The sequence below is a fragment of the Streptomyces sp. NPDC006193 genome, assembly GCF_040613915.1.
GTDB lineage: Bacteria > Actinomycetota > Actinomycetes > Streptomycetales > Streptomycetaceae > Streptomyces.
In genome coordinates, this window is the sequence record NZ_JBEXTB010000010.1 from 13,130 (window position 1) to 34,596 (window position 21,467).

Annotated in this window: 18 protein-coding genes and 1 pseudogene; 10 read left to right on the forward strand and 9 right to left on the reverse strand. The window is 74.5% G+C overall.

From position 1 onward, the window contains the following. Positions 1-1,594, reverse strand: a pseudogene (locus tag ABZ261_RS12665) (peptidase S41); the annotation flags it as partial. A 188-nt stretch (positions 1,595-1,782) separates the two neighbouring features. On the opposite strand from ABZ261_RS12665, the gene ABZ261_RS12670 reads away from it, so the two are divergent. From ABZ261_RS12670 to ABZ261_RS12680, 3 genes are all read left to right on the forward strand, one after another. After that, complete coding sequence (locus ABZ261_RS12670; RefSeq protein ID WP_356858241.1) at positions 1,783-2,385, forward strand: TetR/AcrR family transcriptional regulator; 603 nt, start codon at positions 1,783-1,785, stop codon at positions 2,383-2,385. A gap of 100 nt (positions 2,386-2,485) precedes the next feature. Continuing rightward, on the forward strand, positions 2,486-4,690 hold the full coding sequence (locus ABZ261_RS12675; RefSeq protein ID WP_356858243.1) for an MMPL family transporter: 2,205 nt from the start codon (positions 2,486-2,488) through the stop codon (positions 4,688-4,690). Between the two features lie 270 nt (positions 4,691-4,960). Next, a complete protein-coding gene (locus tag ABZ261_RS12680; protein ID WP_356858245.1) occupies positions 4,961-5,236 on the forward strand; it encodes a DUF1876 domain-containing protein in 276 nt (91 codons plus the stop codon). Positions 5,237-5,241: 5 nt separating this feature from the next. Here ABZ261_RS12680 and ABZ261_RS12685 read toward each other — a convergent pair whose 3' ends face one another. The 4 genes from ABZ261_RS12685 to ABZ261_RS12700 form a co-directional block, all read right to left on the reverse strand. Continuing rightward, complete coding sequence (locus ABZ261_RS12685; protein WP_356858247.1) at positions 5,242-6,411, reverse strand: serine hydrolase domain-containing protein; 1,170 nt, start codon at positions 6,409-6,411, stop codon at positions 5,242-5,244. A 136-nt stretch (positions 6,412-6,547) separates the two neighbouring features. After that, a complete protein-coding gene (locus tag ABZ261_RS12690) occupies positions 6,548-7,306 on the reverse strand; it encodes an ABC transporter ATP-binding protein (protein WP_356858249.1) in 759 nt (252 codons plus the stop codon). Then, on the reverse strand, positions 7,306-8,067 hold the full coding sequence (cbiQ, locus tag ABZ261_RS12695) for a cobalt ECF transporter T component CbiQ (RefSeq protein WP_356858251.1): 762 nt from the start codon (positions 8,065-8,067) through the stop codon (positions 7,306-7,308). The genes ABZ261_RS12690 and cbiQ overlap by 1 nt, the downstream gene beginning before the upstream one ends. A 1-nt stretch (position 8,068) precedes the next feature. Further along, complete coding sequence (locus ABZ261_RS12700; protein ID WP_356858253.1) at positions 8,069-9,106, reverse strand: energy-coupling factor ABC transporter permease; 1,038 nt, start codon at positions 9,104-9,106, stop codon at positions 8,069-8,071. Positions 9,107-9,253: 147 nt separating this feature from the next. Here ABZ261_RS12700 and ABZ261_RS12705 point away from each other — a divergent pair, with 147 nt between their 5' ends. Continuing rightward, on the forward strand, positions 9,254-9,592 hold the full coding sequence (locus tag ABZ261_RS12705) for an SsgA family sporulation/cell division regulator (protein WP_356858255.1): 339 nt from the start codon (positions 9,254-9,256) through the stop codon (positions 9,590-9,592). 25 nt (positions 9,593-9,617) lie between these two features. Here the strand turns inward: ABZ261_RS12705 and ABZ261_RS12710 are convergent, their stop codons facing one another. The 4 genes from ABZ261_RS12710 to ABZ261_RS12725 form a co-directional block, all read right to left on the reverse strand. After that, entirely contained in the window at positions 9,618-11,282 is a 1,665-nt protein-coding gene (locus ABZ261_RS12710) for a penicillin-binding transpeptidase domain-containing protein (protein WP_356858257.1), read from the reverse strand. 96 nt (positions 11,283-11,378) lie between these two features. Beyond that, positions 11,379-13,004 (reverse strand): penicillin-binding transpeptidase domain-containing protein, encoded by a 1,626-nt coding sequence (locus ABZ261_RS12715; protein ID WP_356858259.1) that lies wholly within the window; start codon positions 13,002-13,004, stop codon positions 11,379-11,381. 177 nt (positions 13,005-13,181) lie between these two features. After that, positions 13,182-13,559: a nuclear transport factor 2 family protein gene (locus ABZ261_RS12720; protein ID WP_356858261.1), complete on the reverse strand. Its 378-nt coding sequence runs from the start codon at positions 13,557-13,559 to the stop codon at positions 13,182-13,184. 90 nt (positions 13,560-13,649) lie between these two features. Continuing rightward, the gene (locus ABZ261_RS12725) at positions 13,650-15,407 is read right to left on the reverse strand and encodes a phospholipid carrier-dependent glycosyltransferase (protein WP_356858263.1); all 1,758 of its coding nucleotides are present in this window, start codon (positions 15,405-15,407) and stop codon (positions 13,650-13,652) included. A gap of 119 nt (positions 15,408-15,526) precedes the next feature. On the opposite strand from ABZ261_RS12725, the gene rsmI reads away from it, so the two are divergent. The 6 genes from rsmI to ABZ261_RS12755 all read left to right on the forward strand — a co-directional run bounded on the left by rsmI (position 15,527) and on the right by ABZ261_RS12755 (position 21,409). Next, on the forward strand, positions 15,527-16,375 hold the full coding sequence (gene rsmI / locus ABZ261_RS12730; protein ID WP_356858265.1) for a 16S rRNA (cytidine(1402)-2'-O)-methyltransferase: 849 nt from the start codon (positions 15,527-15,529) through the stop codon (positions 16,373-16,375). 211 nt (positions 16,376-16,586) lie between these two features. Further along, a complete protein-coding gene (locus ABZ261_RS12735; protein WP_356858267.1) occupies positions 16,587-16,979 on the forward strand; it encodes a hypothetical protein in 393 nt (130 codons plus the stop codon). A 47-nt stretch (positions 16,980-17,026) separates the two neighbouring features. Continuing rightward, complete coding sequence (locus tag ABZ261_RS12740) at positions 17,027-17,923, forward strand: TatD family hydrolase (protein ID WP_356858269.1); 897 nt, start codon at positions 17,027-17,029, stop codon at positions 17,921-17,923. A gap of 136 nt (positions 17,924-18,059) precedes the next feature. Next, positions 18,060-19,436 carry a ubiquitin-like domain-containing protein gene (locus tag ABZ261_RS12745; protein WP_356858271.1) on the forward strand — a complete coding sequence of 459 codons (1,377 nt, stop codon included), beginning with the start codon at positions 18,060-18,062 and terminating at the stop codon, positions 19,434-19,436. Positions 19,437-19,649: 213 nt separating this feature from the next. Next, positions 19,650-20,519: a 16S rRNA (adenine(1518)-N(6)/adenine(1519)-N(6))-dimethyltransferase RsmA gene (gene rsmA / locus ABZ261_RS12750; protein ID WP_356858273.1), complete on the forward strand. Its 870-nt coding sequence runs from the start codon at positions 19,650-19,652 to the stop codon at positions 20,517-20,519. After that, positions 20,516-21,409, forward strand: coding sequence for a 4-(cytidine 5'-diphospho)-2-C-methyl-D-erythritol kinase (locus ABZ261_RS12755; RefSeq protein ID WP_356858275.1), 894 nt, complete (start codon positions 20,516-20,518; stop codon positions 21,407-21,409). Before rsmA ends, ABZ261_RS12755 begins: the two co-directional genes overlap by 4 nt. Positions 21,410-21,467 lie beyond the last annotated feature (58 nt).

A 21,467-nucleotide genomic window follows, 5' to 3' on the forward strand; every position in this document is an offset into this window, starting at 1 on the left:
CGTAGCTTCCGGGCGGCTCTGCGCCTCCGGCTTCCTGCGTGCCCCCGGGTCTCCCGCTCCCCGCGTCACCGCTGCCTCCGGGGGCGTCCGGACCGGCCTGCCGCGTGCCTGAGGCCGCGTCCGGCCGCGCCTCCGTGCCTCCGGCCGCGTCCGGTCCGGTCTCCGTGCTTCCGGGCGGCTCTGCGCCTCCGGCTTCCTGCGTGCCCCCGGGTCTCCCGCTCCCCGCGTCACCGCTGCCTCCGGGGGCGTCCGGACCGGCCTCCCGCGTGCCTGAGGCCGCGTCCGGCCGCGCCTCCGTGCCTCTGCCCGCGTCCGGCCGCGCCTCCGTGCCTCCGGCCGCGTCCGGACGCGCCTCCGTGCCCTCGGCCGGGCCGGGACCCGTCTCCTCCGTCACGTCGATCAGCAGCAGCCGTCCGTCGTGGGAGGCGACGGCCAGCCGTTCGCCCAGCGGATCGGAGACCAGCTCCAGGACCCTCCCGAGTGCGCCGGAGGCCAGCCGGCGGGGCGACCGGCCGCCGGTCGCGCGCGGGAGGTGGACGATCTCGACGGCGTCCTCGCCCTCGGCGTCGGTCACGCAGGCCGCCTGACCGGTGGAGCCGAGCATCTCCGGCAGCCGTACCCGGACGCCGCGCGTGTCGGTGATCGTGCGGGCGGGCCCGTCGCGGTGGGTGAGCCAGTACAGGCTGCCGCGGACGACGACGGCGCTGGCCCGGCCGGTCTCGTCCACGGAGATGCCGTCGACGTTCTGCGCGGCCGGCACCTGGTAGCGGCGGCGGCCGGTGCGCGGTCCGGCCGGCCGGACGTCCAGCCTGCGCGGTGCGCCGGCCGGGGAGAGGTCGTCCACCAGCCACAGGTCGCCCCCGCACTGGTAGACCACCCGCTCGCCGTCGCTGGAGGCGTGCCGGGCGTAGAAGGAGTCGTGATCGGTGTGGCGGCGCAGGTCGGAGCCGTCGTGGGCGCAGGAGTACAGGTTGCCGACGCCTTCGTGGTCGGAGAGGAACGCGATCCGGCCGGCGACGAACAGGGGGCACGCCAGATGGCCTTCGAGGCCGGGCAGGAGCCGCTGCCCGTGCAGCCACAGCCGGCCCGTGGCGCCGCCGCGGTACCGCTTCCAGGCGGCCGGCTCGTGCGGCGGGGTGCCGGTGAGGAGGAGCGTCCTGCGCTCGCCGTCGAGGTCGGCGACCTGTATGTCGGCGACCGGGCCCCAGGGCAGCCGCCCGCCCGGATCGCCGTCGGTGGGGACCTTGTAGGCCCAGGTGAAGTAGGAGAAGGGCTCGCCGTGCGAGGCGACGGCCAGCATGTCGCCCTCCGGGGTCCAGCCGCACACCCGGGTGTCGGCGCTGCCCCAGTACGTGAGCTGCCGCGCGGGACCGCCGTCGACGTCGACGAGGTGGATCTCCGGGACGAGGCTGCGCCAGCTCGTGTACGCGATGCGCCGGCCGTCGGGCGCGAAGCGCGGGTGGCCGGCCTTGGTGCGGTCCGCGGTGAGCCGCCAGGCGCGGCCGGGGCCGTCGAGGGGGGCCAGCCAGAGGTCGTCCTCGGCCACGAAGCACAGCAGGTCGCCGCTGAGGTGCGGAAGGCGCAGATAGCTCACCTCCCCATGCTTTTCCGGGCGCACGGCGGCAGCAACTCGTGGGCGGGGGCGTCCGGAACCTGATGGATCCTTATGGGTTCTTCACCTTCGTGACCCAGCACACGTACGAAACGGTTTCGTTTCGTTGGCTTCTCGGGGTATGGTCGGGATGTACGACGAGAAGGTTCCGCAGCGGGAAGGTGAGGGGCATGCCCGAGACGGTCGCGGCGACGCGCCGCAGCCGGATCACGCCCGAGCGCGAGGCCGAACTGTACGAGGCCGTGCTCGACCTGCTCCGGGAGGTCGGCTACGACGCCCTCACCATGGACGCCGTCGCCGCCCGCACCCGTTCCAGCAAGGCCACGCTCTACCGCCAGTGGGGCGGCAAGGCCGAACTGGTCGTCAAGGCGCTGCGGCACTTCAAGCCCAGCCACCTGGAGGAGATCGACACCGGTTCCCTCCGCGGTGACCTCCACGCCCTCGTGGCGCTGGAGGACGACTGCACCATGGAGCAGAACTCGGCGCTGATGCGGGGCATCGCCATGGCGATGCACCACAACGACGATCTGCGCCAGGCCTTCCGGGACCAGATCATCGACCCCGAGATGGGCGGGTTCCGGCAGGTGCTGCAGCGGGCGGTCGACCGGGGCGAGGTCCGCCCGGACTGCCCGGCGATCGACTTCCTGCTGCACATGATGGTCGGCGGCTTCGCCACCCGGGCGCTGCTGGACGACCAGCCGCCCACCCGGGCCTTCCTCACCTCGTACATCGACGCCGTGGTCCTCCCCGCCCTCGGCGTGCGAACCGACTGACAGTCCCCTCAACCAGCCTCCACCTGACGTCACCGCTCACGTCGTCGGGCTGATCATCCCTGCCCAGCTGAACCCACGACCTGACCGGGAGTACGCCTCCGTGGCCACGTTCCTCTACAAACTCGGCCGGCTCGCCTTCCGGCGACGGCACCTCGTCGCCCTCATATGGGTCGCGCTGCTCACCCTCGCCGGGGTGGGCGCCGCGTCCGCGCCCGCAGCCGGCAACTCGTCCTTCTCCATCCCCGGCACCGAGGCCCAGAAGGCCTTCGACCTGCTGGAACAGCGCTACCCCGGTATGAGCGCCGACGGCGCCACCGCACGGGTCGTCTTCAAGGCGCCCAGCGGCGGGAAGATCACCGACCCCGCCCGCAAGGCGGTCGTCGAGGAGACCGTCAAGGAGCTGGGAAGCGGCTCCCAGGTCGCCTCCGTCGCCGACCCCTACACCGCGCACGCGGTCAGCAGGAACGGCGCCATCGCCTACGCCTCCGTGAAGTACAAGGTCTCCGGCATGGAACTGGAGGACTCCTCCCGGGACGCCCTGAAGGAGGCCGCCCGGCACGCGCGGGACGCCGGGCTGACCGTCGAGGTCGGCGGTGACGCGCTCAACGCGACGCCCGAGACCGGCTCCAGCGAGATCATCGGCATCGCGATCGCCGCCGTCGTCCTCGTCATCACCTTCGGCTCCCTGCTCGCCGCGGGGCTGCCGCTGCTGACCGCGATCATCGGCGTCGGCATCGGCGTCTCCTCGATCTCCGCGCTCGCCTCCGCCCTGGACCTCGGCTCCACCACCTCCACCCTGGCCACGATGATCGGCCTCGCCGTCGGCATCGACTACGCCCTGTTCATCGTCTCCCGCTACCGCGCCGAGCTCGCCGAGGGCCGCGAACGCGAGGAGGCGGCCGGCCGCGCCGTCGGCACCGCGGGCTCCGCGGTCGTCTTCGCCGGCCTGACCGTCGTCATCGCCCTGGTCGGCCTGTCCGTCGTCAACATCCCGATGCTGACGAAGATGGGCGTGGCCGCGGCGGGCACCGTCGCCATCGCCGTCCTGATCGCCCTGACGATGATCCCCGCGCTCCTCGGCTACGCGGGCCGCAGGGTCCGGCCGACCGGTGAGAAGAGCAGGCTGCTCGGCGGCGGCCGTACGCAGAAGAACCCCGGCCGTCCCAACATGGGCACCCGCTGGGCCAGCTTCGTCGTCCGCCGCCCCGTCGCCGTCCTCCTCCTCGGCGTGGTCGGCCTCGGCGCGGCGGCGGTCCCGGCCGGCTCCCTGGAGCTCGGCCTGCCCGACGACGGCTCCCAGCCCGCCTCCACCACCCAGCGCCGTGCCTACGACCTCCTCTCCGAAGGGTTCGGGCCCGGCTTCAACGGACCGCTGATGGTCGTCGTCGACGCCAAGGGCAGCGCCGACCCGAAGGCCGCGTTCGCCGAGGCGGGCGACGAGATCAAGGGTCTGAAGAACGTCGTCACGGTCACCCCGGCCACGCCCAACAAGGCCGGCGACACCGCGACCATCACCGTCGTCCCCAAGTCCAAGCCGTCCTCGGCGACGACCGAGGAACTGGTCCACGCCATCCGCGACAAGGGCACGGACATCGCGCGGGACACCGACTCCACGGTCCTCGTCACCGGTGCCACGGCGATGAACATCGACGTCTCCCAGCGGCTGAACGACGCCCTGCTGCCCTACCTCGCCCTGGTGGTCGGCCTGGCCTTCCTCCTGCTGATCGTGGTCTTCCGCTCGGTGCTCGTCCCGCTGAAGGCGGCCCTCGGCTTCCTGCTGTCGGTGCTCGCCGCGCTCGGCGCCGTCGTCGCGGTCTTCCAGTGGGGCTGGCTGTCCGGCCTGATGAACGTCGAGGAGACCGGCCCGGTCATGTCGATGATGCCGATCTTCATGGTGGGCGTCGTCTTCGGCCTCGCCATGGACTACGAGGTGTTCCTGGTGACCCGCATGCGGGAGGCGTACGTCCACGGCGAGACGCCCGGCCAGGCCGTCGTGACCGGCTTCAAGCACGGCGCGCGCGTCGTGACCGCCGCCGCCGTCATCATGATCGCCGTCTTCTCCGGCTTCATCGGCTCCAGCGAATCGATGATCAAGATGATCGGCTTCGGCCTCGCGATCGCCGTCTTCTTCGACGCGTTCGTCGTCCGCATGGCCGTCGTCCCGGCGGTCCTCGCCCTCCTCGGCAAGCGGGCCTGGTGGCTGCCGAAGTGGCTGGACCGCGCGCTGCCCAACGTCGACGTCGAGGGCGAGGGACTGCGCGCCCACGCCGGCCTCGACGAGGAGAAGGAACTGGTACGCGCCTGACCCACCGCTCCTGACACCGGAAACGGCCGGTGAGGGCCCCCGTCGCGACGGGAGCGCCCTCACCGGCCTTCGCCGTCGTCCGGGCGCTGTCCCGTGTCGAGCCGGGAGACGCGATCGCGCCGGTGGTGTGCAGGCCGCAGGGCGCCTGGTCGAGGGGTCCCGGCCGGAACGCGGGCGAGACGCCCGCTGCGGGGGCGGGGCGCGGCGCCGACATGACGGGCCGGGGGCCGTGGCGCACCCTGGAAGCAGTGGTGGTCGGAGGTGGTCGTCATGATGCACACCGCTGTGGGATGGCACGTCGAGCTGGAGTTCATGGAGGACGATCAGCACACGCGGGCGGTGGCCATGCTGCGCCTGCCGGACGGCTCCGAGGTACGGGCCCACGGCCGCGCCAGCCGGCACCGCGTGGACGCCAACCAGCCCCGGGTCGGCGAGGAGATCGCCGGCGCCCGCGCCCTGAACGAACTGGCCATGCAGCTGCTGACCAAGGCCCACGAGGAGATCGACGCGGAGTCCGGGCGGACCTCGCACCCGATCCACGTCTGATCCGGTCAGGCGAGCGCGGCCCGCACCGCCCGCACCAGCGCCTGCGCCCTCGGGTCCGCCGTCACGCTCGTGCGGAAGCCGTTGGTGACGTAGCCGAAGGCGATGCCCGTCTCCGGGTCGGCGAACCCGAGCGCGCCGCCCCGGCCGGGGTGGCCGAAGGAGCCGGGGGAGAGCAGCGGCGAGGCGGCGCCGTGCAGCATGTAGCCGAGGCCGAAGCGGGTGTTCACCACCAGGACCCGGTCCGGTCCGGCGGACTGCCCGGCGCGGGCCAGCTCCATGGTCTGCGGGGTGAACAGCCGGGCGCCGCCGTCCACCTCGCCGATCAGCGCGGCGTAGAAGCGGGCCAGTCCGTCGGCGGTGGCGATGCCGTTGGAGGCCGGCAGGGCGGCGGCGCGGTAGGCGGGGGCGTTCTCGTCGGGGAGCGGGGTGATCGCGGCGAAGGCGCGGCGGGTCAGGGAGTCCGGGTCGGCGTACGCCTCGGCCACCGCCCGCTTGGGGCGGGTCCGCAGCGCGCCGGTGTTCTCCGGGGCGTCCACCGGGCCGACGCGGCCCACCCGCGCGCGCTGGGCCTGCGGCAGGCCGAGCCAGAGGTCCGCGCCGACGGGCCGGGCGATCTCGTCGGCGATCCACTCGCCGGCCGGGCGGCCGGTGACGCGCCGGATCAGCTCGCCGGTCAGCCAGCTGTAGGTCTGGGCGTGGTAGCCGTGGTCGGCGCCCGGCTCCCACACCGGGGCCTGCGCGGCGACGGCCGCGGCGCCGAGGTCGGGGTCGGCGGCCTCCGCGGGGGTCAGCGGGCGGTCCAGCACGGGCACGCCCGCCCGGTGCGCGAGCAGGTGCCGGACGCGTGTGCGTTCCTTGCCGGCGGCCTTGTACTCCGGCCAGTACGCGCCGACCGGGGCGTCCAGGTCCAGCTCGCCGCGCTGGTGCAGGAGCAGCAGCGCGGCGGCGGCGACGCCCTTGGTCGCGGAGCGCACGATCTGCGCGGTCCCCTGCTCCCAGGGGGCCGCGCCGGCCGGGCCGTCGACGTCCCGGGCGCCCGCCCACAGGTCCACGACCTTGTGCCCGTCGCGGTAGACGGCGACGGCGGCGCCCCGCTCGCCGAGCCGCGAGAAGTTCGCGGCGAACGCCTCCCTGACCGGCTCGAAGCCCTCGGCCACCACGCCGTTCACGTCCACGTCCCTCTGTCCTTCCGGCTCGCCTTCGACAGTGGGTGCAACAGCCGCTGTCCGCCTGGGATTCCTCGGGTCGTCATCGGCCGGGGCGATCGTCACCGCAGCGGTACGCCGGCCGCTTCCCGGCCGTCGCGGAGCCTCACGCGCCCCGGGTCGCGGCCCTCGGATCGAAGCCGAACGGCAGTTCCAGCCGGTGCGCCCGCATCAGCGCGTCGTCGGAGAGCAGTTCGGCGGTCGGGCCGTCCGCGACGATCACACCGTCGCTGAGGACGAGGGAGCGCGGGCACAGCTCCAGGGCGTACGGCAGGTCGTGCGTGACCATGAGCACGGTGACGTCCAGGGAGCGCAGGATGTCGGCGAGTTCGCGGCGGGAGGCGGGGTCCAGATTGGAGGAGGGCTCGTCCAGGACGAGGATCTCCGGCTCCATGGCGAGCACGGTCGCCGCCGCGACGCGGCGGCGCTGCCCGAACGACAGGTGGTGCGGCGGCCGGTCGGCGAAGTCCTGCATGCCGACCCGCTCCAGAGCGGTGCGCACCCGCTCCTGGAGCGCGGCCCCCTTGATCCCGGCGGCGGCCGGCCCGAACGCCACGTCCTCCCGCACGGTCGGCATGAACAGCTGGTCGTCGGGGTCCTGGAAGACGATGCCGACCTTCTGCCGGATCGCGGCCATGTGCTGCCTGCCGACGGGCAGTCCGGCCACGGTCACCGTGCCGGCGCCGCCGCTCAGGATGCCGTTCAGGTGCAGCACCAGCGTCGTCTTGCCGGCGCCGTTCGGGCCGAGGAGCGCGACCCGTTCACCGCGGGCGAGGGAGAAGTCGACCCCGAACAGGGCCTGGTGGCCGTCGGGGTAGGCGAAGGCGAGGCCGGAGACCTCCAGAGAAGCTGTCACAGCGTCCATCACAGCATCCATCCCAGCAGGCAGACGACGAGGGCGGCGCAGGGCAGCGCGAGGGCGTACGACCACTGGGCGCGGGAGGCGGTCACCTCGTCGATGACCGGCATCGAACCGGCGTACCCCCGGCTCACCATGGCCAGGTGGACACGCTCCCCGCGCTCGTAGGAACGGATGAACAGCGCGCCCGCGGACTTCGCGAGCACGCCCCAGTGCCGTACGCCCTTCGCCTCGAAGCCGCGCGACTCCCGGGCGATCCGCATCCGGCGCATCTCGTCGGTGATGACGTCCCCGTAGCGGATCATGAAGGAGGCGATCTGCACGAGCAGCGGCGGCAGCTTCAGCCGCTGCAGCCCGAGCAGCAGCTCGCGCAGCTCGGTGGTGGCGGCCAGCAGGACGGAGGCGGCGACGCCGAGGGTGCCCTTGGCGAGCACGTTCCAGGCGCCCCACAGCCCGTTCACGCTCAGCGACAGCCCCAGCGCCTGCACCCGTTCGCCCTCCGCGACGAACGGCATGAGCACCGCGAACGCGACGAACGGCACCTCGATCAGCAGCCGCCGCAGCAGGAAGCCGGCGGGCACGCGCGCGCGGTGGGCGACGCAGGCGAGCAGCACGGCGTACACCGCGAACGCCCACATCGCCTCGCGCGGGGTCGACACGACGACCACCACGAAGAGGAAGACGGCGGCGAGTTTGGTGTGCGGCGGCAGCCCGTGCACGGGCGAGTGCGCGTGCCGGTAGAGCCGGTGGGTGTGTCCCGCTCCCACGTCAGACGCCGGTGTCCACGCCGGCCGGGTCCCCGTCGCGGCGCCGGCGCACCGCCCGGAAGACCGCGCTGCCCGCCACGACCGTCGCGCCGACGCCGATCACGCCCGCGAGTCCGCCGGACAGCCGGGCGTCGGAGACGTCCTCGACGCCGTAGTCGGCCAGCGGCGAGCCGGCCGCCGCGTGCTCCCGCGCCTTCCTGTCGATCCCCTCGTCGTGCGCGACCTTCTCCAGGCCGTCCGGGGCGGCGGAGGCGTAGAAGCTGACGAAACCGGCGAGGACCAGGGAGGTGACCAGGCCGGTCACCCACAGCGTGCGGCGCGAGGCGCGCACCGCCACGGGCGCGGCGGGCGCGTCCACCAGTTCGCCGTTCACCCGCAGCCGGAGCCGCTGCCGCAGGCCGCGCGCGCCGTGCACCAGGTCGGGGCGTACGGCGATGACGGCGCCGACCGTCAGCGCGGTGATGACCGCCTCGCCGATGCCGATCAGCACGTGCACGCCGACCATGGCGGTGGCGACCTTGCCGATGGCGACGTCGGTGGTGCCGCCGACCGCGTAGATCAGCGTGAAGGCGACCGCGGCGGCCGGCACGGACACCAGCGCGGCGACGAAGGAGGCCACGGTCACGGAGCGGCGCTTGCGGGGGAGCACGGCGAGCAGGCCGCGGAAGACGGCGTAGGCCACCACCGTCGTGACGATCGCCATGTCGGTGATGTTCACGCCGAGCGCGGTCAGCCCGCCGTCGGCGAACAGGACGCCCTGCATGAGCAGGACGACCGACACGCACAGCACGGCCGTGCACGGGCCGACGAGTATCGCGGCCAGGGCGCCGCCCAGCAGATGGCCGCTGGTCCCGGCCGCGACCGGGAAGTTGAGCATCTGCACGGCGAAGATGAAGGCGGCGACCAGACCGGCCAGCGGGGCCGTGCGTTCGTCGAGTTCGCGGCGGGCGCCGCGCAGGCTCACCGCGAGGGCGCCGGCGGCGACCGCTCCGGTGACCGCGGAGGTCGGGGCGTCGATGAATCCGTCAGGTACGTGCACCGTTTGATTTTAGGGCTTTGTTGCGAAGGGTTTGCAAGTAAGACGGAGTCTCGACTCGGCCGGGGCGCGCGCCGGGAAATGTGCGACATTGGAAGAAAGCGGATTCACAGCTTTCCCATGGGTCACGCAGCGTGAGAGGGCGGTCCGATGGCTGTAGTCGAGCAGTACGCGCGCGCCCACATCGTCACCGACGAGGAGGACCCGGGCGCCGTCCCCGTCGTCCTGCGCTACGACCCCGACCGCGACCCGCGCTCGGTCCGGGTCGGCCTTCCCGGCCCGCACGAGTGGACGCTCTCCCGCGCGCTCCTCGAACGGGGACTGCGCGCCCCCGCCGAGAGCGGCGACGTCCGGGTGTGGCCGTGCGGACGCGTGCAGGCCGTCGTGGAGTTCCACACCGACCACGGGGTCTCGGTGGTGCAGTTCGAGTCGAAGGCGCTGTCCCGCTTCCTCCGCCGCACCTACACCGCCCGGCCGGTGGGCGGCTGACCCGCCGCCCGGCCGGCGGACGCCGTCAGCCGCCGGTCCGCAGCAGCGTCGCCACGATCGGGCCGGCCGTGTCGCCGCCGTGGCCGCCCGCCTGGACCACGCCCGCGGCGGCGAGGTCGCCGCGGTAGGCGGTGAACCAGCCGTTCGGCTTCTTCTGCCCGTCGACCTCGGCGGAGCCGGTCTTCGCGCCGTAGTCCGGGCCGAGGCCCGCCATCGCCTCCGCGGCGGTCCCGGCCGCGGCCGTGTACCGCATCAGCCCGCGCAGCTGCGACAGCGTCCTGGCCGACATGGTGCGCGGCGCGGTGGCCAGCCTCCGGTGGTCCACCGACGGCGCGACCAGGTACGGCTGGTGGAACGCGCCCGCCTTCACGGTGGCCGCGACCGACGCCATGTTCAGCGGGTTCATCCGCACCCCGCCCTGCCCGATCAGCGAGGCCGCCATCTGGGCCGCCGACTGCACCGGCACCGAGCCGTCGAAGGTGGGCACGCCGACCGCCCAGTCGTTCCTCGCCAGGCCGAAGACCTGCTGGGCCTGCTTGGTCAGGTCGTCGTTCTTCAGCTTCTTCGCCTGGCTGATGAAGGCGGTGTTGCAGGACCGGGCGAAGCTCGCCTTGAAGGTGCCGCCCTTGATCTGGAAGTCGTCGTCGTTGTGGAAGGTCCAGCCGCCGTACTTGAAGGTCTTGGGGCAGGGGTGCTTCTTGTCCGCCGCCGCCAGACCCTTCTCGATCAGCAGCGACGACGTGACGATCTTCATCGTGGAGCCGGGCGCGAGGGAGCCCTGGAAGGCGGTGTTGAAGCCGTGCCCGCTGTTGGCGACCGCGAGTATCTCCCCGGTCGAGGGCCGCAGGGCGACCACCGAGGCACGCGCGCGCTTGGCCACCTGCCGCTCGGCCGCCGCCTGCAGGGCCGGGCTGAGCGTCGTCCGCACGGTGCCCGGGGTGCCCTCGCTCAGCTCCACCAGCGTCCTGTCGGACAGCTTCGCGGCCTTGGCCTCCTTGCCGCGCACCACGCGCAGCTCGACGCCCGCGCTGCCGCCCGCCTTCTTGCCGTACTTCTCCCGCAGCCCGTCCAGCACCGTGCCCAGGGACGGGTACCGGGCGGCGGTCAGCTCGCCGCCGTCGCGGTCCAGCGCCTTGACGGGCGGGGTGCCGGACTCGCCGGTGACGAGCGTGTCGCCGTCCCTGAGGTCCGGGTGGACCACCGCGGAGTGCCAGTCGACGAGCGGCCGGCCGTCGCCCGGCCGCCGCACGACCGTGAGGGAACTGCTGTACCGCAGCGGCTTGGCGACCTTCTTGTACGAGACCGTCGCCTCGACGGAGAACGGCACCCGGGCGCCCTTGGCCTTCCCCGGCGTGAGCACGACGTCCTTCAGGTGGGCGTCCTCGGCGTACCCGGTGAGCAGCTCGGCGGCGGCGGCCGGCCGGTCGGTGGCGGCGGCCGCCTCGCGGATCCTGCCCTGCTGCCAGGCCGTGAGGAAGCGCGTCCCGGCCGTGCGCACCTCGGCCGCGGTCAGCGGGCCGGTCCGGACGCGTGCGTGACCGGCCGTGGCGGCCCGGTCGTCGGCCGCGGCCCCGCCGCCGTACAGCGCGTAGACGCCGAACCCGGCGCCGCCGACCACCACGGCGATCATCCCGCCGAGTACGGCGGGACGGGTCTTCCGCCCCTCGGCGACACGCCTTCTCTTGCCCACGGTCTCAGTTCCTCCGCGCCTTCCCCAGGGTCCCCGCAGCCCTCACACGTCCCCACGACGCCCTTCACCTTAAAGGCCCCGCCGGCGCGGATGATCTCAGGTGGCGTTCCGTAGCACGCTTGCGACAATCGGACCGGCCGCGTCGATGCCGTGCCCGCCGTCCTGCACCATCGCCGCCGCGGCGACGTCGCCCCGGTACCCGGTGAACCAGCTGTCCGGCCTGGTCTCCCCGTCGACCTCCGCCGAACCCGTCTTGGCGCCGACGTCGCCGCCCAGCCCGGCCATCACCCCGGCGGCGGTGCCGCTGCGCGCGGTGCGGTTCATCATGGCGCGCAGCTGCCGGACCGTGCCGGGCGGCAGCCCCCGCGCGCGGGCCGGTGTGCGGCCGTCCAGCCGCAGCGGCACGATCACCGGCTGGCGGAAGGCGCCGGTCATCGCGGTCGCCGTCACGGAGGCCAGGTTCAGCGGGTTCATCTGGACCTGGCCCTGGCCGATCAGCGCGGCCGCCTTGTCGGGGCCGCCGGCGGCGGGCACCCGGCCGTCGAAGGTCGGCACACCGATCTGCCAGTCGTTGCGCCCGAGCCCGAACCGCTCCCCGGCCTCCCTGGTCAGAGTGTCCGCCTCCACCTCGTCGGCGAACTTCACGAACGCGGTGTTGCAGGAGCGGGCGAAGCTGTCGGCGAGCGTGGCGCGGGGGTCCGGGCGCAGGCCCTCGAGGTTGTGGAACGTCTGGCCGTTCGACATGGCCTCCGGCGGGCAGGGCGCCGGTCCGCCCGCCGTGGTCACGCCGTTGTCGATGAGGGCCGCGGCGCTGACGATCTTCAGGGTGGAGCCGGGGGCGCGTGTCCCGAGGAAGGCCGCGTTGAAGCCGTCCATGCGGTTGTTGGCGACGGCCAGGATCTCCCCGGTGCTGGCTTCGACGGCCACCACGGAGGAGTCGGCGTGCTTCTGCACGGCCGCCTCGGCCGCGGTCTGCGCCCTCGCGCTCAGCGTCGTCGGGAGCCTGCCCGGCCTGCCCTCGGCGAGGGTGACGAGAGGGGTGTCCGCGGGCCGGGTGCCGTCCGCGCCCGCCCGGTGGCGGATCACGAGTTCCACACCGGGCCGGCCGCCGGTCCGGTCGCCGTACCGGCCGCGCAGCTCGTCCAGGACGGGGCCGAGGGAGGGGAACCTCTTGCGCGTCAGCACCGTGCCGTCGCGGTCCACGGCCTCGATCGCGGGCGCGGCCGAATCACCGGTGACCAGGGTGTCCCCCTTGCCCAGCCGGGGGTGGACGACGGAGGGCTGCCAGTCGACCAGCGCGCGGTGCGAGGTCCTGCCGCGGACGACGGTCAGCGTGCTCCGGTAGGCCAGGGGCCGCGACCTGCCGCCGTACGACACCGTCGCCTCCACCCGGAACGGCACGGTGTCGCCGGTGGCCTTCCCCGGGGCGATGCGCACCCCGCGGATGTGCGCGTCGCCGCCGTAGGCCGCCAGGAGGCTCCGGGCCGCCTCCGGGTAGTTCGTGTACGACGCCGCCGTCGCCGCGTCGCCCTTCTCCCAGGCGGCGAAGAACCCGGCGGTCGTCTCCCGCACCTCCGTGCCGCTGGGGGGACCGCTCTTGACGGACGCCGTGCCGCCGTCACCGCTGAGGGCGGCCGCGACCGTGTACAGCCCGTACCCCGCACCGCCCAGCAGCGCGACGCACACCCCGGCGGTGACGACCGCCTTGACCCCGTTGCGCATGGCGCGCGTCCTCCCCGCTTCCCCGTGGAACGCCTGCCGACACGCCGATTCGAACGCGTTCAAAAGACAGGCTCTGGGAGCACTGTAAGCGGTTGCGGTGCACCTGTGTTCGAACTTGCCGAGATTTGTCCGAACGCACACGTCCCCGGCCCGCGCCCAGGTGTCCGGGCACCTCGCTCAGGAGGCGGACGGCTCGATCTCCCCCGCGAAGACGATCACCTGGTCGATGAGGCTGCGCCGCAGATGGACGACGTCCGTGCCCGCCAGGCGGGGACCTCCGCCCGGAGTGGTGAAGACCCACTGGTACCGGGCCCACTCGCCGGGCATGTCCACCGCCGAACAGCGCACCATCGTGCCGGTCCCCGCCGGGTGGCGCCGGATGTCCAGCACGAACCGCTCGACCGCCTCGATCCCCTCGCTGCGGCCCAGCGGCCCCCAGAAGACCACGTCCGAGGTCAGGGCCTGGGAGAGCAGCGCCGTCACATAGCTGTCCTCCGAGGCGTTGAACGCGGAGATGAACGTGTCGATCGCCGACCGCGCGGTCTCTTCCTGCATCCCCCAGTCATACCAGCCGCTCCGCGAACCGCGCTCGTCCCGTGAGCCGTCCACCGGCCACGGGGGGGACCGCCCCGGTCCCGGCGCCGGCTAGACCCAGGTGTCCAGCCACATCCGTGCGCGCCAGGAGTCGATCGGGATGGCCTGGCCCGTGTAGACCGGCCAGAAGTAGATGAAGTTCCAGGCGATCAGCAGGACCAGGACGCCCGCCGCCGACGCGCCGATCACGCGGCGGGTGTCGGTGGAGCCCGGGGGGCCGACGACCGCGCCGAGCATCATGGCGAGCGCCAGGCACAGGAAGGGCACGAAGACGACCGCGTAGAAGAGGAAGATCGTGCGCTCCTGGTACAGGAACCAGGGCAGGTAGCCCGCCGCGACGCCGCAGGCGATGGCGCCGGCCCGCCAGTCGCGGCGGAACGCCCAGCGCCACAGCACGTAGGCGAGCGCGAAGCAGGCCGCCCACCACAGCAGCGGCGTGCCGATCGCGAGCACCTCCCGGGCGCACTTGCCGCCCGCGTCCGCGGGGCAGCCGTCCGCGCCGGGGGAGGGGGACTCGTAGAAGTACGACACCGGGCGGCCCAGCACGATCCAGCTCCACGGGTTGGACTGGTAGGTGTGCTGCTGCGTCAGGTGGACGTGGAAGGTGTACACCTCGTGCTCGTAGTGCCACAGGCTGCGCAGCCAGTCCGGCAGGAACGACCAGGCGCCGCCCCTGCCGTCGGTGGCCGCCCAGTTGCGGTAGTAGCCGCCGGTGCCGTCGGCCGGGGAGAGGATCCAGCCCGTCCACGAGGCCGTGTACACGACCAGCGCCACCGGGACCGTCGCCACGAAGGCCAGACCGGTGTCGTACTTGAGCGCGGCCGCGTACGGGTGACGGGCGCCGGCCACCTTGCGGGCGCCGACGTCCCACAGCACGGTCATCACACAGAACGCGGCCAGGACGTACAGGCCGTTCCACTTCGTGCCGGCGGCCAGGCCCAGCATCAGCCCTGCCGCCCAGCGCCAGGGCCGCGGGCCGAAGCGGAAGGTGTCGGCGACGTGCGCGTCCGGGCGGGCCCGGCCGGAGGCGTCCACGGGCAGCGCGGCGGCGAGCCTGGCCCGCGACCGGTCCCGGTCGAGGATCAGGCAGCCGAACGCGGCCACCACGAAGAACATCAGCACCCCGTCGAGCAGCGAGGTCCGGCTCATCACGAAGTGCAGCCCGTCCACCGCGAGCAGCGCGCCCGCGAGGCAGCCGAGGAACGTGGAGCGGAACATCCGGCGCCCGATCCGGCACAGCATCAGCACGCTCAGCGTCCCCAGCAGCGCCGTCATGAAGCGCCAGCCGAACGGGTCGAACCCGAACAGCAGCTCGCCGAGCCCGATCACGTACTTGCCGACCGGCGGGTGCACCACGTACGACGGATCGGTCGGGAGGGCGATCGCGTCGTGCTGCCGCAGCACCAGGTCGTTGGCGTGCTTGCCGTACTTGTCCCAGCTGACCTCGAAGCCGCGGTGGACGAGCGCCCACGCGTCCTTGGCGTAGTACGTCTCGTCGAATATCACCGCGTCCGGCCGGCCCAGGTTCCAGAACCGCGTCAGGCCCGCCACCAGCGTCACCAGCAGCGGCCCGCCCCAGCCCGACCAGCGGGTGAGCCGGCCGGCGAGGACCGGCGGCACGCCGAGCGCCCGCCACAGCCGCGGACCCGGCTCGGCGTACGGCGGCGCCAGCCGGTCGCGCACGTCGCCCGCGGGCGCGTCCTTCGCCGGTGCGTACCCGAATCGGCGCAGCCGCTGCTGCCACGCCGGCCGCCGGTCGTGCGGCGCCTGGTCCTGCCGGAGGTCCATGGAGGACGCGGTACTGGTCACCGCGCCATCGTAGGGAACCGTCCTGTGCGAGTCCCGCGCATGTGCGGTACCGGTGGTGACGCGGGGCCGCTCCGGGGCCGGCCCCGGAGCGGCCCCGGAGCTCCTGGGAGGATGGGGGTGTGACTGGAACCCTTGTCCTGGCAGGTACCCCCATCGGCGACATCGCGGACGCCCCGCCCCGGCTCGCCGAGGAGCTCGCCGGCGCCGACGTCGTCGCCGCCGAGGACACCCGGCGGCTGCGCCGGCTCACCCAGGCGCTGGGCGTCACGCCCAAGGGCCGCGTCGTGTCGTACTTCGAGGGCAACGAGGCCGCCCGCACCCCCGAACTGGTCCAGGACCTGCTCGGCGGCGCGCGCGTGCTGCTGGTGACCGACGCCGGCATGCCCTCGGTCTCCGACCCCGGGTACCGGCTGGTCGCCGCCGCGGTGGAGCAGGACATCCAGGTCACCGCCGTACCGGGGCCGTCCGCCGTGCTCACCGCCCTCGCCCTGTCCGGGCTGCCTGTCGACCGGTTCTGCTTCGAGGGCTTCCTGCCGCGCAAGAGCGGCGAGCGGCTGTCGCGGCTGCGCGAGGTCGCGGCCGAGCGGCGCACCCTCGTCTACTTCGAGGCCCCGCACCGGCTCGACGACACCCTCGCCGCCATGGCCGAGGTCTTCGGCGCGGACCGGCGGGCCGCCGTCTGCCGCGAGCTGACCAAGACCTACGAGGAGGTGCGGCGCGGCCCGCTGGCCGAGCTGGCGGGGTGGGCCGCCGAGGGCGTGCGCGGGGAGATCACGGTCGTGGTCGAGGGCGCCCCCGACACCGGGCCCGAGGAGGTCGACGCGGCGGAACTGGTGCGCCGGGTGCGGGTGCGGGAGGAGGCGGGCGAGCGCCGCAAGGAGGCCATCGCGGCCGTCGCGGCGGAGGCGGGGCTGCCGAAGCGGGTGGTGTTCGACGCCGTGGTCGCGGCCAAGCGCGCCGGCGGGTAGTGCGGGCCGTCCGGGCGCCGTGGCGCCCCGCGTGCGCCCCATGACGGGGCAAAAGGCCGACGACGAAGGCAAAGCCCACCCGCCCCACCCGAGGCGGTCCGGCAAGCGATGCCCAAATCGGCTCCAACACTCGGCAGGACGCGTGCCACGGCCGCGTCGCCGCAGTCCACTGGTCGCAGGGACGCCCCCCCCCACCGACCAGGGAGCTGGCATGAGTGAGAGCACAGGGCCGAGCGGCCTCCGCGGTACGGCCACGGCCGTCGTCCACGAGTCGTACGCCTTCGCCTGCATGCGCTGCGGGCACGGCTGGGAGCAGTCGTACGAGATAGAGCACCACACGGACGCCGGGGGCGCCGCGTTCGTGCTGTACGTGGCCGACGGCCGGGTCGTGCCGTCGCCGCTGAGCCGGCCGGGCTGCCAGAACTGCGAGGGCCGCGTCGTGCGGATCATGCGCGCGGGCCAGGTGTCGTCGGCGCGCGGCGCGACCGGGCGGCAGCCCCGCCGGGTGCCGCCGGCGGGCCCGCCGGCTCCCGCGCCGGCGGGGCTGCCGCACCGCCGGCACCTCGCCGGTCTGCTGCACCCCTTCCAGCGCAGGTCCGGCTGAGCGGAGCACCGGCCCGCGGGGGCGTGCCCCTTCCGTAGGATCGGGGCATGCCTTCGAACGCCGGCCGGAACACCAAGGACGACAAGAACGCGCCGCCGCCGCTGCCCGCACCCCTCCAGGTGCCCGTCGCCGACTCGCACACCCACCTCGACATGCAGTCCGGCACCGTCGAGGAGGGCCTGGCGAAGGCCGCGGCGGTGGGCGTCACCACGGTCGTCCAGGTCGGCTGCGACCTCAAGGGCTCGCAGTGGGCCGCGCAGCTCGCCGCCGCCCACGACAGCGTGCACGCCACCGTCGCCCTCCACCCGAACGAGGCCCCGCGCATCGTCCACGGCGACCCCGACGGCTGGTCCCGGCAGGGCGCCCGCGCGCCCGGCGGCGACGCGGCGCTGGACGAGGCCCTCGCCGAGATCGACCGGCTGGCCGGGCTGCCGCAGGTGAAGGGCGTCGGCGAGACCGGCCTGGACCGTTTCCGCACCGGGCCCGAGGGCATGGCGGCACAGGAGCGGTCCTTCCGCGCCCACATCGAGATCGCCAAGCGGCACGGCAAGACGCTCGTCATCCACGACCGCGACGCCCACGCCGACGTGCTGCGCATCCTGAAGGAGGAGGGCGCGCCGGAGCGCACCGTCTTCCACTGCTACTCGGGCGACGCCGAGATGGCCGCCGTCTGCGCCCGCGAGGGCTACTTCCTGTCCTTCGCCGGGAACGTCACCTTCAAGAACGCGCAGCACCTGCGGGACGCGCTCGCCGTCGCCCCGCTGGAGCTGGTCCTGGTGGAGACCGACGCGCCCTTCCTGACCCCGGCGCCGTACCGCGGACGGCCCAACGCCCCGTATCTCGTGCCGGTCACGGTCCGCGCGATGGCCGCCGTCCGCGGGGTCGACGAGGACACCATGGCGACCGCGCTCGGCGCGAACACCGCGCGCGCCTTCGGTTACTGAGCCCGGCCGCGCGCCTGCCGTCCGGCCGGGTCGTTCAGCGACGGTCCGTAGTCGCGTCGCTTTGGAGAGTGACGTCCGCTCCGTTAGGTTGCGGGGGCCCGATCCGGACCCCTCTGGCCTTCTGGAGCGTGTCGGCGTGAGCAAGTCACAGCACGAGGCGTACGGCCCCTACGGCCACGGCGCCTCCCCCCGCACCGCGGAGCCGCTGCCGTACGGCGTGTACGAGGACACCTACCGGCCCGCCTACGAGGCCCAGGCGCACTACGTCACCGAGCCCGCGCCCGGGACGGTCCGGGCCCGGCAGGCAGCGGGCGCCGCAGGGGCGGCGGAGCCCGCCGAGGCGGCGGGGACGCCTCGGCGGGCTCCGGGAGCCGCCGGACGGGCCGGGCGCCGGCGCAGGGCGCGGTCCGCCGTGCGCCCGGAGTCCGCCGTGCGCCGTCTGCTGCCGCAGGCCCTGGTCGTGGCCTTCCTGGCCGGCGGCACCACGGCCTTCGTCGCCCAGGACAAGGCGGTCGAGCTGAGCGTCGACGGCAGCCGGCGCACCCTGTACACGTTCGCCGACGACGTGGGCGAACTGCTCACCGAGGAAGGCGTGCGCGTGGGCGCGCACGACATGGTCGCGCCGGCCCCCGGCGCGGAACTCGCCGACGGCGACGCGGTGGCGGTGCGGTACGGACGCCCCGTCCGGCTCACGCTGGACGGCCGGCGGCGCCAGGTGTGGACGACGGCGCGCACCGTGGAAGGCGCCCTCGACGAACTGGGGGTGCGCGCCGAGGGCGCGCACCTGTCGGCCTCACGCTCCCAGCGCATCGGACGCGCCGGGTTCGCCCTCGACGTGCGCACCGAACGCGCGGTGACGGTGCTGGCCGACGGCCGGGCCCGGACCGTCCGCACCAACGCCGCCACCGTCCGCCGGGCGGTCGAGGAGGCCGGGGTGACCCTGCGCGGCCAGGACACCACCTCCGTGGCGCCGGACAGCTTCCCGCGCGACGGGCAGACGGTGACCGTGCTGCGGGTGCGCGACGGCCGGGAGGTCCGCGAGGAGCGGATCCCGTTCCGGACCGAGCGGACCGCGGATCCCTCCCTCCTGCGCGGCACCGAGGTCGTCGTCCGGCGCGGGCGGCCCGGACTCAGGCGGACCACCTATCTGGTGCGCACCGTCAACGGCGTCCGGCAGCGGCCCCGCCGGGAGCGGACCGAGGTGGTGCGCAAGCCGCGCACCCAGGTGGTGAAGGTGGGCACCAGGCCGCGGCCGACGTCCGTGCGGGGCGCCGACCACCTGAACTGGCGTGCCCTCGCCGCGTGCGAGTCCGGCGGCCGGGCGCACGCGGTCGACCCCTCGGGGACGTACGGCGGGCTGTACCAGTTCGACACGCGCACCTGGCGCAGCCTCGGCGGCAGCGGCCGCCCCCAGGACGCCTCGGCGGCGGAGCAGACGTACCGCGCGAAGAAGCTGTACGTGCGCCGGGGGGCGAGCCCCTGGCCGCACTGCGGGGCACGCCTGCACGGGTGACCCGGAACCCCGGCCGCGCACCGGCCCGCCGCGCGGGCCCCCGCGCCCGCCGGGGCGCCGCGTCCGCGTCCGCCGGGTGGTCCGGGGTGCGGCCCGCGCGCCCGCCGGGTGGGCCGGGGTGCGGCTCCCGCGCCCGCCGGGTGGGCCCGCCCCTCGGGTCGCCCGGCGGCAGCCCCGGCGTCCCCGGTGTCCGCACCCCCGTACCCTTGTCCCGTGAGCAGCCCCATCCCCGACGCCCTCCTCGGCCCGGCCGACATCCGTGAACTCGCCGCAGCGCTCGGCGTCCGCCCCACCAAGCAGCGCGGCCAGAACTTCGTGATCGACGCCAACACGGTCCGCCGTATCGTCCGCACCGCCGAGGTCCGGCCCGACGACGTGGTCGTGGAGGTCGGCCCGGGGCTCGGCTCGCTCACCCTCGCGCTGCTGGAGGTCGCCGACCGGGTCACCGCCGTCGAGATCGACGACGTGCTCGCCGCCGCGCTGCCCGCGACCGTCGCCGCGCGCATGCCGGAGCGCGCCGACCGGTTCGCGCTGGTCCACGCCGACGCCATGCACGTCACCGAGCTGCCCGGCCCCGCGCCGACGGCCCTCGTGGCGAACCTGCCGTACAACGTGGCCGTGCCGGTGCTGCTGCACATGCTCGACACCTTCCCGAGCATCGAGCGGACGCTGGTGATGGTGCAGGCGGAGGTCGCCGACCGGCTGGCCGCCGCGCCGGGCTCGAAGGTGTACGGCGTGCCCTCCGTCAAGGCCAACTGGTACGCGGAGGTGAAGCGGGCCGGGGCCATCGGGCGCACCGTCTTCTGGCCCGCGCCGAACGTCGACAGCGGGCTGGTGTCCCTCGTCCGGCGCACCGAGCCGATCAGGACGACCGCCACCAAGGAGCAGGTCTTCGCGGTGATCGACGCGGCCTTCGCCCAGCGCCGCAAGACCCTGCGGGCCGCCCTCGCCGGCTGGGCGGGGTCCGCGGCGGCGGCCGAGGCGGCCCTGGTCGCCGCCGGAGTGCCGCCGCAGGCGCGCGGGGAGGCGCTGACGGTCCAGGAGTTCGCGCGGATCGCCGAGCACGCGGGGAGCGCCGGGTGAGCGTCACGGTACGGGTGCCGGCCAAGGTCAACGTCCAGCTCGCGGTCGGCGCCGCCCGCCCCGACGGCTTCCACGACCTCGCCAACGTCTTCCTCGCCGTCGGCCTGTACGACGAGGTCACCGTCGCCCCCGCCGACGGGCTCCGCGTCACCTGCGAGGGCCCGGACGCCGGGCAGGTCCCCCTGGACGGCACCAACCTCGCCGCGCGCGCCGCGGTCGCCCTCGCCGGACGCCGGGGCATCGAGCCGAACGTGCACATCCACATCGCCAAGGACATCCCGGTCGCCGGCGGCATGGCGGGCGGCAGCGCGGACGGCGCGGGCGCGCTGCTCGCCTGCGACACCCTGTGGGGCACGGGCGCCACACGCGCCGAGCTGCTCGACATCTGCGCCGAACTGGGCAGCGACGTGCCGTTCAGCCTGGTCGGCGGCGCGGCGCTCGGCACCGGCCGGGGCGAGCGGCTCACGGCGCTGGAGACCGGCGGCACCTTCCACTGGGTGTTCGCGACGGCCGGGCGGGGGCTGTCCACCCCGGCGGTGTTCCGCGAGTTCGACCGGCTGACCGAGGGCCTGAGCGTCCCCGAGCCGGTCGCCTCGCCGGACCTCCTCGCGGCCCTGGCGAAGGGCGACCCCGACGCCCTGGCCGCCGCCGTCTCCAACGACCTGCAGCCGGCCGCGCTGTCCCTGTTCCCGGAACTGGCGGACACGCTTGAGGCGGGACGCGAGGCCGGTGCGCTGGCCGCGCTGGTCTCCGGGTCGGGACCGACCACCGCCTTCCTGGCGCGCGACGCCGGGTCGGCGCGGACGATCGCGCAGGCGCTGCGGTCGTCGGGCACGTGCGCGTCGGCGCGGACGGCGGCGGGGCCGGTGCCGGGCGCGACGGTCCGCTAGCGGCGACCGCCCGTCCGTTCCCGCGGCCCCCGCCCCCCGAGGCCCTACGCTAGAAGGC

Coding starts and splice junctions, on each gene's coding strand:
- ABZ261_RS12670 (WP_356858241.1), top strand. CDS start 1,783: ATGCCCGAGACGGTCGCGGCGACGCGCCGCAGCCGGATCACGCCCGAG.
- ABZ261_RS12680 (WP_356858245.1), top strand. CDS start 4,961: ATGATGCACACCGCTGTGGGATGGCACGTCGAGCTGGAGTTCATGGAG.
- ABZ261_RS12690 (WP_356858249.1), bottom strand. CDS start 7,306: ATGGACGCTGTGACAGCTTCTCTGGAGGTCTCCGGCCTCGCCTTCGCC.
- ABZ261_RS12705 (WP_356858255.1), top strand. CDS start 9,254: ATGGCTGTAGTCGAGCAGTACGCGCGCGCCCACATCGTCACCGACGAG.
- ABZ261_RS12715 (WP_356858259.1), bottom strand. CDS start 13,004: ATGCGCAACGGGGTCAAGGCGGTCGTCACCGCCGGGGTGTGCGTCGCG.
- ABZ261_RS12720 (WP_356858261.1), bottom strand. CDS start 13,559: ATGCAGGAAGAGACCGCGCGGTCGGCGATCGACACGTTCATCTCCGCG.
- ABZ261_RS12735 (WP_356858267.1), top strand. CDS start 16,587: ATGAGTGAGAGCACAGGGCCGAGCGGCCTCCGCGGTACGGCCACGGCC.
- ABZ261_RS12740 (WP_356858269.1), top strand. CDS start 17,027: ATGCCTTCGAACGCCGGCCGGAACACCAAGGACGACAAGAACGCGCCG.